Below are 11,488 nucleotides of genomic sequence, written 5' to 3'. Positions count from 1 at the left end.
ACGCAGGAGGTATATTTTTAGTATGGTACGTCCTGCACTTCGCATTACCCTGCAACGGCTGTTGTTGGCGGTGCTGTTGTTGGTGTTGCTACCGTTGCTTATGGTGCATGGCTGGTTCTCCTACCGGGCGGCACAAACCTCTGCCGAGCAATACCAAACGCAATTGGCCCGCGAGGTCAGCGCGCGTATCTACGACAAGGTGGTGCAGTTCTTTGCGGTGCCACAGCAGGTGTTGTCGTTTAACGTACAGCTCTTTCGTGCCGGATTGTTGCAACCCCAAGATCAAGAGCGCCTGCTGCCATTCTTTTTGCACCAGTTGCGTCGTGAGCCGCTATTGACTTTTTTGTCGATGGGTAATGCCGAAGGGGAGTATTTTTCGGTCAGTCGTCCCCCGTTGGGAAAAGACAAGAGCTTGCGTCTGTTAGATGCACCCTTGAGCGAGGGGCGCGTGATGTCTATCTATCGCATCCGCGACGACAACCAGCGCGGCCAGCGCATCGCCTTGGGTAATCGCTATTTTGACGCCCGCACCCGGCCTTGGTTTCAAATAGCAGCGGATAGGGCGGGTATGCAATGGTATTTGCCCTATCGCTATGTCATCCACGATGAACAGGGCGCCTACGAGGCGATGGGCATGGGCATGTCGGCTCCCTTGCGCAATGCCGAAGGCCACTTTATCGGGGTGCTGAATGCCGATGTCGCGCTGGTGCAATTGAGCCAGTTGTTGGCCGACATCACCCGTGAGCTGGGCGGTGTGGCCTTGTTGGCGGACGCCAGTGGAGCCTTGTTGGCCACCTCCATCTCCGATCCGCTCTACCACTTAGACAATGGCAAAGCCGTCCGTATCCGGGCGGCAGATAGCCAACACCCAGTGATTCGCAGCACCGCCCAAGCAATGGACAGCCAAAACCAGCCACAGGGGCGGGCGATACGGCAAATTCAAGGAGAGCCGTACCTGTTGGATTGGTGGACATACCAACTCCCTGATGGCCCGCCCTTGCGCATTGGCGTAGCCTTGCCACAAAGCCGTTTTAATGCCCCCAGTGAAAATCTGATGGAGCATTTTGTGGGTTTGGTCATGGTGTCGGTACTGATCAGCCTGCTGGCGGCTTGGGTAGTGAGCAAATGGGTGGCGCGGCCCTTGGAGGCGTTGGGGCATTGGGCACAACAATTGGGGCAAGGCGATTGGAACAGTGCTCAGCCTCGTATCCATAGCCCGATGGCCGAAGTGGGGGCGCTGTCCCATGCTCTGGGGTTCATGACCGAGCAGATGCGCAACTACACACAAAATCTGGAAAGCCAAGTGGCCGAGCGCACGGCGGCACTAGAGGCTGCCAATCGTGAGCTGTCTAGCCAATCGCACACCGATGGCCTGACCGGGCTGGCCAATCGACGCTGTTTTGATGAGGTGTTGGCCGAGGAATGGTCTCGGGCCAGACGCACCCGCCAGCCATTGGCGTTGATCATGATAGATATCGATTATTTCAAACGCTACAACGACCATTATGGTCATGTGGAGGGCGACCACTGTCTGCGTCGGGTCGCCCAGATACTGGCGGACAATGTGCGCCGTCCTGGCGATTTGGTAGCCCGGTATGGAGGCGAAGAATTTGCCGTGATTGCACCAGCCACTGATCTGCATGGCATCCAGCAACTGGCAGAAAAGCTGCGTTTGGTCATTGCCCAAGAGGCCATTCCCCACGCCCTGCATACCCAAGGTTGTGTCACGGCCAGCTTTGGCGTAGCCATTGCGGTGCCCGATGGTAGCAACGGCCCCGAACCCTTGCTCCAGGCGGCCGATCGGGCGCTCTACCATGCCAAAGAAGCTGGTCGCGATCGGGTAGGGGTGGCGCTTTAGGAGGAAGGGGCCGCCGTCTGCTCGGCCAGCCGCTTGAGTTGGTAGAGGGTCTCCAAAGCCTCTCGGGGGCTTAGGGCATCGGGTTGTATCTGTGCCAGTGCCGCCTCTACGGGGCTGGATGGAGGTGGCTCTGCCGCTGGAGGTGCAGCAAACAAATCTACCTGGGCTTGGTGTTGGCTGGCACGCTCTTCCAAGCTCGCGAGGGTGTGGCGGGCGTGGTGCAACACAGCGGCAGGAATGCCCGCCAGCTTGGCTACTTGAATGCCATAGCTGCGGCTGGCTGGGCCACTTTGAAGTTCATGCAAAAACACAATATCGTGGCCGGATTCGGCGGCGCTCACATGCCAATTGACGGCATGGCGTGCTTGCGCAGGCAGTTCGGTCAGTTCAAAGTAATGTGTGGCAAACAGTGTGAGCGCCTTGGTCTTGTCATGCAAGTGGGTGGCAATCCCACTGGCTAGCGCCAATCCATCAAAGGTGCTGGTGCCTCGGCCAATCTCATCCATCAGCACCAGGCTGTGTGGTGTGGCGGCGTGCAAAATTTGCGCTGCCTCCACCATCTCTAACATGAAGGTCGATTGGGCGTTGGCCAAGTCATCGGCGGCCCCAATGCGGGTGTGGATGGCGTCAATCGGCCCCAAGCGGCAGGCGTTGGCGGGCACATGGCTGCCCATGCTAGCCAACAGCACGATCAGTGCCACTTGGCGCATATAGGTCGATTTACCGCCCATGTTGGGGCCGGTGATAATTTGCAAGCGTGTGTGGGGGTTGAGCCGTGTGTGGTTGGCTATAAAAGCGCCGCTCGAGGTTTGGGCCAATCGGGCTTCTACGACCGGGTGACGGCCCGCTTCAATGTCAATACAGGGCTCGGGGGTGAACTCTGGCACACACCAGTTCAGTGTGAGTGCGCGTTCGGCCAAGCAGCACAACACGTCCAGCGCCGCCAAGGCCCGTGCCATGCGTGTGAGTGCTGGCACATAGCCTTGTAACTGCTCCAGCACCTGCTCGTACAGCCATTTTTCACGGGCCAGTGCCCGCTCCTGTGCCGACAAAGCCTTGTCTTCAAAGGCTTTCAATTCGGGGGTGATAAAGCGTTCGGCGTTTTTGAGCGTCTGGCGGCGGCGGTAGTCGTCGGGCACTTTGCTGCTTTGGCCCTGCGTGACTTCGATATAAAAACCATGCACCTTGTTGAACTGCACGCGCAGATTGGCAATGCCAGTGCGGGTGCGTTCGCGGCTTTCTAAATCGAGCAAAAAAGCATCGCAATTGCTCTGGATGGCGCGTAGCTCATCCAAATCGGCATCAAAGCCATTGGCAATGACGCCACCATCGCGCACCAAGGCGGCTGGTTCTTCGGCTATCGCCGCTTGCAATAAGGTGACACAAGCCGGTGGCACTTGCAAATCAGCAGCAATATGGCTGAGGTAGGGGTCGGCCTCGGGGGGGAGCAGGGCGAGCAGCTCCTGCTTTTGCAAGGTTTTGCACAGCGCCACCAGTTCGCGTGGGCGCACTTGGCGCAGTGCGATGCGGGCACTGATGCGCTCGACATCGCTCACACCTTTTAGTGCGTTGCGCAAGGTTTGCCAGAGATTGCCATGCTTGTGCAGCGCCGTGGTGGCCGCCAGCCGCGCTTGGGCCTCGGTGCGCTCGCGCCGAGGCTCCAGCAGCCAAGTCTTGAGCAGGCGGCTGCCCATGCCGGTCATACAGGTATCGAGCAAGGACAGCAGTGTGGGCCCGTCTTCGCCACGCAGGGTTTTGACTAGCTCCAAATTGCGCCGTGTGCTGGCGGGCAGGTCGATCATGTCACCTGTGCGTTGCACTTGGATGTGGTGAACATGGGTCAGTGCCCGGCCTTGGGTGTGTTCGGCATATTGCAGCAGGGCACCAGCTGCCGCATGGGCTTGGGCCAAGTCTTGTGCGCCCCAAGCGTGTAGGCCAGCAGCCCCGAGTTGCGTTAGCAATTGGCGTGCCCCCAAAGCGGGGTCAAACTGCCAATCGGGCCTGGGGCTGATGGGGCATTGAAAAGCACCACGCTGTCGCAGCAGCAACAATTGCTGCTCAAAACGCTCGTTGCTACCGGCGCTGTAAATCACCTCGCTGGGGGCAATGCGCACCAACCATGCGGCCAGCTCGTCCGGGTGGCATTCTGCCAACTGCACAATGCCTTGCGTCACACTCATCCAAGCCAAGCCATAACGGGCGCGTGGCCCTTGGTGGATAGCCAACAACAGGGCTTCGGTTTTGTCTGAAAGCAATTCGGCATCGGTGAGCGTGCCGGGGGTGACCACCCGCACCACCTTGCGTTCCACGGGGCCTTTGCTGGTAGCTACATCCCCCACCTGTTCACAAATGGCAACCGATTCGCCCAACTTGATGAGGCGGGCTAAATAGTTCTCTAGCGCATGGAACGGCACCCCGGCCATCATCACCGGCTGACCTGCCGACTGGCCGCGTTGGGTCAGGGTGATATCCAGTAGCCGTGCTGCTTTTTCGGCATCGGCATAAAAGACCTCGTAAAAATCACCCATGCGATAAAACAAGAGCGTGTCGGGATACCCAGCCTTGAGGCTCAGGTATTGCTGCATCATGGGGGTGTGGTGTTCACCGGCCTTGGCCTTGATGGGTTTGTCGTTGTTATCCATTACTGATCCATGCCGCAGATAAAAAATTGCTTGGCACTAACTGTTTGCTAGACAAAGCGCAATTTTGCCGCTGTTGGGCTTAGCGAACTGCCCCATCTCGGACCGGACTGGGGTGCATTCCGTGGGCATTGGGCACGCTAATGGTGTCAGGCAAGCCGTTTTCTGTTACTTTCTTATGGCTATTGCACCTTACTATGTCTGATTCTTCGCCATTGCTGCACTGTCGCCGTGAATTCGTTTACCTCCAGAGCCTTATTTCCCGTCATCAGCCAGGGTAACGAGCCATCGTTGCAGCCCGAAACCTGTATGTCACTGGAAGACCCAGTGGTGGAAATTGCCGCCTTGCGCGCAAGGTTGGCGCAGACACAACAGCAATTGCAGGAGGCACAGCGCCAATTGCATGAGCAGGCCCGTGTCTTTCAGGCGATGGAGGACTTGGCCCGAGCGGGCTACTGGTGGCGTATTCGCGGAGACCACAGCAGCGGCTCGTACTGGTCTCCGGGGTTATGCCATTTGGCGGGTTTTCCTGAGCAAGAGTGGGTCAGTTGCCAACAGGGGCGCAGTGGCATCTTGCCCGACGATTGGAGCGCCTTTCAGGATGCAGTCGCCCGCATGGATGGCCGCGATATGGAATACCGCTGGCGCCGTCCCGACGGTCAGGTGCGCCGTTTGCGCACGCGCATGTGTCTGCACCAAACCCAAGAGGGCACCGTGATGGAGTTGGGTGTGGTGCTGGATGTGACCCAGGGGCACCAGGTGGCAGCACAACTGCGTGAACAACTGGACTTTATCCAACGCATTGCCAGCAGCATTCCAGGGTTTATTTACCAGTACCGCATTCGTCCTGATGGTTCGACCTGCATTCCGTACATCAGCGATGCCGTGCAAGAGCTGTTGGGGGTCTCGGCCCAGACCGTCATGCACGATTTGGCCCAAATTGAGGCCAGGGTCGATGCCAGTGATTTGCAACGCATGCGTCTTACGTTGCAGCGTGCGGCACACGACTTGCAACCGTGGCAAAGTGAATACCGAGTGCATGCCGACGATGGCACGATACGCTGGCACATGACCAGTGCCGTGCCGCAAATGGAGTCTGATGGCAGTGTGCTGCTGCATGGCTATACGTTGGACATGACCGAACGCAAGCGCGCTGAAGAAGAAATTGAACGACTGGCTTTTTACGATGCCCTGACCGGGTTGCCCAATCGGCGTCTGTTGCTCAATCGGCTAGAACATACGATTGCGGTATGTTTGCGCAAACAGCAGCGCGGGGCTTTGCTGTTCATTGATCTGGACAATTTCAAAGACCTCAATGACACCCAGGGCCACGATATTGGCGACCTGCTACTGACCCAAGTGGCACAGCGCCTCGTGGCTGTGGTGCGCGATGCTGACACGGTAGCCCGTTTTGGCGGTGATGAATTTGTGGTCATGCTCGATGGTCTCTGTGCTGATGTGAGCACCGCCACAGCCCAGGCCGAGACCGTGGCCGAAAAATTGTTGCGGGCCTTGAATACGCCCTACACCTTGGGCGCAGCACCGCATTACAGCACCCCCAGCATTGGTATCACGCTGTTTGGCGATGAGCGCCACAGCGTCGATGAACTGCTCAAGCGGGCCGATTTGGCTATGTACCAAGCCAAGGCCGCAGGCCGCAATACCCAACGCTTGTTTGACCCGTCCATGCAGGCGGCGCTGTTGGCCCGCTCCAGTTTAGAGGCCGACTTGCGCTTGGGGCTAGAGCGTGGTGAGCTGTTTGTGCAATACCAACCCGTGGTCAATCACCGTGGGCAGATTTTGGGCGCCGAGGCACTGGCACGCTGGCGTCACCCCGAGCGCGGCATGATCAGCCCGGCCGATTTCATCCCATTGGCTGAACAAACCGGCTTGATTTTGCCGCTGGGGCGTCATGTGTTGCGCACCGCTTGCCTGCAATTGGTAGAGTGGGCTGACGATCCGCAGGCTGCCCATCTCAGTGTGGCTGTCAATGTGAGTGCGCGCCAGTTTCGCCAACCGGGCTTTGTGGCCGAGGTGCTGGAGATTCTGGCCGAGACCGGCGCCAACCCGCGCCGACTCAAGGTGGAGCTGACCGAAAGCATGCTGTTGGGCGATTTGGAATGCACCATCGATCGTATGGAGCAACTCCAGCATGAGGGCGTAGGCTTTGCGCTGGACGATTTTGGTACTGGTTATTCCAGCCTTAGCTACCTCAAGCGCCTGCCGCTAGACCAAGTCAAGATTGACCAGAGTTTTGTGCGCGATGTACTCACCGACCCCAATGACGCCGCAATTGTGCGCACCATCTTGGCATTGGCGCAGAGCCTCGATTTGGTAGCCGTGGCCGAAGGGGTCGAGACCACCGGCCAGATGGGATTCTTGCGGTTGCACGGTTGTGAGCAGTTCCAGGGCTACCTGTTTGGCCGTCCGGGTTCGGCGCAGGCGTTGCAGGCACTGCTCCATGCCCAGCCCTGACTTTTACCAACGTTCAGTTTCCTATGCTCCAGCATCCCATGCCACAGCATCCTTTGTATGGCTGGCGTGGTGTGGTCGTGGTGTTGCTGTTGGCGGTGTTGGGGGCGGCACTGGCGGTGCAGGAGGTTCGCGAACAGCGTTTGCATGAGCGCCAAACCACCAAGGGGCAGATGCTGGAGTTGATGGCGCAGGCACTGGATGGGCAGGCGGCCCAGCAGGTATTGCGTGAGCACCTGAAAAATGGGGGGCAGGTGCCTTGCACACTGGCGCAACAGCGTGTGCAGCAACCAGCCACCATGCCCGAAAAAGCCCTTACCGCTTGGCTAACCAAAGTGCGCACAGCCCTGTCTGCCGAAGCGGTCTACATACTCGATGCCCAGGGGCAGGTGTTGGCCCAAGATGTTTCTAGTACCCGTTTATCTGCGGCTGGTCTGCACTTACGCCAGCGTTTTGCCATGGTGGCTGGCCCTGACATACAGGTACAAGCCGCCGTCAGCCCCAGCACCCATGAACGCCAGCTCTATCTGTTGGCACCTCTGTCGGCCCACTGCCCGCAGTCTGATCGAGTTTCTGGCGTGTTGGTGGTGCAGTTGGCGTTTTCTCCCTTGGATGCACTGTTGGCCCGTGCCGGCCATCCCATGCTGTTGCTGTCACCCCAAGGCGTGGTGTTTGCGGCCACACGGCCCGAGTGGATCTATACCGTGGCACCGCCACTGACACAAAGTCGCATTGACGCCATTGCCGCCTTGGGGCAGTTTGGTCATCATTTTGACAATGGTGTCGCCTCTGCCTTGCCGTTTTCACCTGTGGCCACCGAGGTGGTGGTAGATGGGCAGGCCCATACGGTACAGCAGCGTGGTATGGATTGGGGCCATCCCGATGGCCCTTGGCAGTTGGTCATGTTGGACAATGTCAGCCCGCAGATGTCTGCCGCCGACAGCTTGCGTTATGGTTCGATTGCTTGGGTCTTGCTGGTTTTGCTGGGGTTGTTGGTATTGGCCTTGCTGCGCAGCCGCGCCCGCATGGCGGCCATGTTGGCGCGCGTGCAACTGTTGGGCACAGCTTTGGAGCACAATCCGCTGGCAGTGGTTGTCACCGATGCCAGTGGTGTGATTGAGTGGGTCAATCCGCAATTTGAGCGCAATACCGGCTATGCGCTGCATGAAGTGCGGGGCCGCAAACCGTCTATGTTGGCCAGCGGCCGCACCTCGGCACAGACGTTCCATGATATGTGGAGTACCGTCATGGCGGGGCGCATCTGGACAGGGCAGTTTATTAATTGCCGTCGTGATGGCACCGAATACTACGATGATGTCACCATCTCTCCAGTGTTGGATGCCCAAGGCAAGTGCATGGGGCTGGTTGGATTGCAACAAGATGTAACCCGTCGTATTGGCGAGCAGCAAGAAAAACGCCACAGCGAAGCACGGCTGCGAGAACTCTTGCAAGAGCAAACGGCCATTTTTGACCATGCCCCACCGGTGCTGGTAGTGGGCAACGGTGTGGTGCACAAATTCAATCCAGCCTTGGTCGTTTTGTTGGGGCCAGTGCGTATCGGCCAAAGTACCAGTGCCTTTTTTGGTAATTTGGAGCAGCAAGCGGCTTTTTCGGCCAAGGTGGCCCCGTTGTTGGCGGATGGGCAACCCGTGCGGATCGATTGGCGTTTGTACCGCAGCAATGGCAGTCATTTTGAGGCCCGCTTGTCTGGGCATCGGGTGGAGCTGGAAGGCTGCCAAGAGGCCTCTTTGTGGGTGATTGAGGATGTGAGCGAGGCCCGGCGCATTGAGTTGGCGATGCAGGCGGCCATGCAGTTTCAGCAGGTGCTGATTGACACCATTCCGATGCCGGTGTTTTACAAAGATGCTCAGGGGCGTTATTTGGGCCTCAACCGTGCCTACACCCAAGCGTTTGGTCAACGCCGTGAAGACTTGTTGGGGCGCACGGTATTAGAGCTAGATTACCTTGGGTCTGCACTGCGTGAGGAGTTCCAGCAGGCCACCCAGATAGCCTTGGGCTGCATGCAAGCGCCTGTACACCGCGAGATCGATATTCCCCATGCCGATGGACAGCTGCACCACATGCTGTATTGGCTGCAAGGCTTTGCCCAGCCCGATGGTCAGCCGGGCGGAGTCATCGGTGTCTTTGTTGATATCACCGAACGCCAACGGGCTGCCCAAGAGTTGCAACAGGCCAAGGAGCGGGCCGAACAGTCGGTGGCCCTCAAGTCTAGTTTTTTGGCCAATATGAGCCACGAAATTCGCACGCCCATGAATGCCATCATTGGCATGTCACATTTGGCTTTGCAGTCGGGTCTAAATGAGCGTCAACGCGACTATATTGGCAAAATTGAGCAGGCCAGTCGCCACTTGATGGGCATCCTGAACGACATTCTGGACTTCTCGCGGGTGGAGGCTGGCAAGCTGCGCATTGACCCCCGTCCCTTTGTGCTCGATCAGGTGTTGGCTGGCGTCATTGATGTGATTGGTCAGAAGGCTGCGGCCCAGGGGTTGGAACTGATTTGTGATGTGGCCCCCGATGTGCCCACCCATCTGGTAGGCGATGCGCTGCGCATTGGTCAGATACTGATCAACTATGCCAACAATGCCGTCAAGTTTACCGAGCGTGGCGAGATTGGGGTGGCGGTGCGGGTGCAGGAAGAATGTGATGCCCGTGTGCTGCTGCGCTTTGAGGTGCGAGACACGGGCATTGGATTGGCCCCCGAACAGTTGCCACAACTGTTTCAGAGTTTTCAGCAGGCCGATGCTTCCACCACCCGCAAGTATGGGGGGACGGGTCTGGGTTTGGCTATTTGCAAGAGCTTGGCAGAACTGATGGGCGGGCAAGTAGGGGTACAAAGCCAGTGGGGAGAAGGATCGACTTTCTGGTTCACCGTACCCGTGCAACGCAGTGGCCCCGCCAGGGTGCTGCTGCCACCCCCCGATCTGCGTGGCAGCCGGGTGTTGGTGGTGGATGACAACCCTTCTGCTGCTGCGGTGTTGGCCGAAATGTTGCAGGCGATGGGTTTTGTTGTGGAGCAAACCCATTCTGGTGCCCAAGCATTGGTGGTGCTGTGGCAGGCCAGCGCCCAAGGCCGGGCCTTTTCCTTGGTCTTGCTGGATTGGCAAATGCCAGGCATGGATGGGTTGGAGTTGGCACGGCGCATGGGAGACATGGAGTTGCCACAACCCCCGCGCATTGCTATGGTCACAGCCTTTGGCCGCGAAGATGTGCTGCGCTCAGCCAGCAGTTGTGGCATTGCACAGGTGCTGATCAAGCCCGTCAACGCCTCCATGTTGTTGGACACCATTGTCGAAGTGCTGGCCAGCCCACAAGCCAAGTTTGCCAGCAGCACAGGTGGGGGTTGGCGCTCAGAAGCCGCATTGGTACCTCCGGCACTGCATGGGGCCAGGGTGCTATTGGTAGAAGACAACCTGCTCAACCAAGAAGTGGCCTGCGCTCTGCTAGAAGAAACGGGAGCGCAGGTGGATGTGGCTGGAGATGGGCAAGCGGCCATCGACTGCTTGCAGCACCAACATTACGATTTGGTGCTGATGGATATGCAAATGCCCGTCATGGACGGTCTGCACACAACGCGGTGGCTGCGGGCAGATCCGCGCTTTGCCACCTTGCCCATCATTGCCATGACGGCCAATGCCCTCGAGGTAGATCGCCAGCGTTGCTTGCAAGCAGGCATGAACGAGCACCTGTCCAAGCCGATGGAGCCAGAACGGCTGTGGCAGGTGTTGCAGCATTGGATTGCCCCCCGTGGGGCCACAGGTGGCGCAGCCTTGGTGCAGCCCCACATCGGGGCGACTGAGCACATAGAGCTGCCCCCACCGATTGCCGGGCTGGACATGGCCTTGGGCCTGCGCCACGCTTTGGGGCGGCGGGCGTTGTATGCAGACTTGTTACACCGCTTTGTCAGCCATCAAGCCAATACAGCGACAATTTTGGCGACCAGTCTGGCCCAAGGAGACCATGATACGGCCCGGCGGCTGGCCCACAGCTTGCGTGGGCTGGCCGCCACCTTGGGAGCCACTGCCCTGAGCCAAACGGCTGCAGAGCTGGAGCAAACCTTGGATGTGGACGTGGCACCCTCACAGGCTTGCGTGACCGAGCTGTTGGCCTCTTTGCAGACCCAGTTGCGGGCCGTTCTCGAGCCATTGAGCCTTTGGCAGGCCCAGCACAGCCGTTGCCAGTCTGCGCCCACAGACGACATGGCCCAAGGCAGCGAGGCAGCAGCACTGCAACGGCTTTATACCTTGTTGGATCAAGATGACCCCGCAGCTCTGGCTTATCTAGACCGCCATGCCGCTGCTTTGTCGCAGCGTGTGGGCACCAATTGGCCGCAACTGCTCAGTGCGGTGCGTCAATTTGATTTTTCAACGGCACAGACCTTGCTGCAAAGCTATCTGTCTTTGGAGCAAATCCCAGAACAAGGGGTACAACCCGGTGCTGCATCGGGCATTGGCTCCACCCCCTGACGTCACCATCACACCAGCCGCCAGCACACCAG

General features: G+C 58.6%; 4 protein-coding genes. 3 read left to right on the top strand and 1 reads right to left on the bottom strand.

What is annotated here, in order from left to right; all coding sequences use genetic code 11:
* Positions 1-22: 22 nt before the first annotated feature.
* The gene (locus tag ACYVB2_RS09425) at positions 23-1,858 is read left to right on the top strand and encodes a diguanylate cyclase (protein WP_382432625.1); all 1,836 of its coding nucleotides are present in this window, start codon (positions 23-25) and stop codon (positions 1,856-1,858) included.
* Here ACYVB2_RS09425 and mutS read toward each other — a convergent pair.
* The gene (gene mutS / locus ACYVB2_RS09420; RefSeq protein WP_382432627.1) at positions 1,855-4,500 is read right to left on the bottom strand and encodes a DNA mismatch repair protein MutS; all 2,646 of its coding nucleotides are present in this window, start codon (positions 4,498-4,500) and stop codon (positions 1,855-1,857) included. The two genes, ACYVB2_RS09425 and mutS, sit on opposite strands and share 4 nt — an antisense overlap.
* Before the next feature lie 228 nt (positions 4,501-4,728).
* On the opposite strand from mutS, the gene ACYVB2_RS09415 reads away from it, so the two are divergent.
* Together ACYVB2_RS09415 and ACYVB2_RS09410 are read left to right on the top strand one after the other, a co-directional pair.
* Entirely contained in the window at positions 4,729-6,972 is a 2,244-nt protein-coding gene (locus ACYVB2_RS09415) for a putative bifunctional diguanylate cyclase/phosphodiesterase (protein WP_382432629.1), read from the top strand.
* Between the two features lie 23 nt (positions 6,973-6,995).
* On the top strand, positions 6,996-11,456 hold the full coding sequence (locus tag ACYVB2_RS09410) for a response regulator (protein ID WP_382432631.1): 4,461 nt from the start codon (positions 6,996-6,998) through the stop codon (positions 11,454-11,456).
* Positions 11,457-11,488: the final 32 nt, after the last annotated feature.

The sequence above is a fragment of the Giesbergeria giesbergeri genome (assembly GCF_054779375.1).
Note: the sequence above shows the minus strand (reverse complement) of the source record. Positions and strands in the feature narration are given on the sequence as shown.

What these genes read in the sequence shown, in the direction of transcription:
- mutS (WP_382432627.1), bottom strand. Translation starts at nt 4,500, where the DNA reads ATGGATAACAACGACAAACCCATCAAGGCCAAGGCCGGTGAACACCAC.
- ACYVB2_RS09410 (WP_382432631.1), top strand. Translation starts at nt 6,996, where the DNA reads ATGCTCCAGCATCCCATGCCACAGCATCCTTTGTATGGCTGGCGTGGT.
- ACYVB2_RS09425 (WP_382432625.1), top strand. Translation starts at nt 23, where the DNA reads ATGGTACGTCCTGCACTTCGCATTACCCTGCAACGGCTGTTGTTGGCG.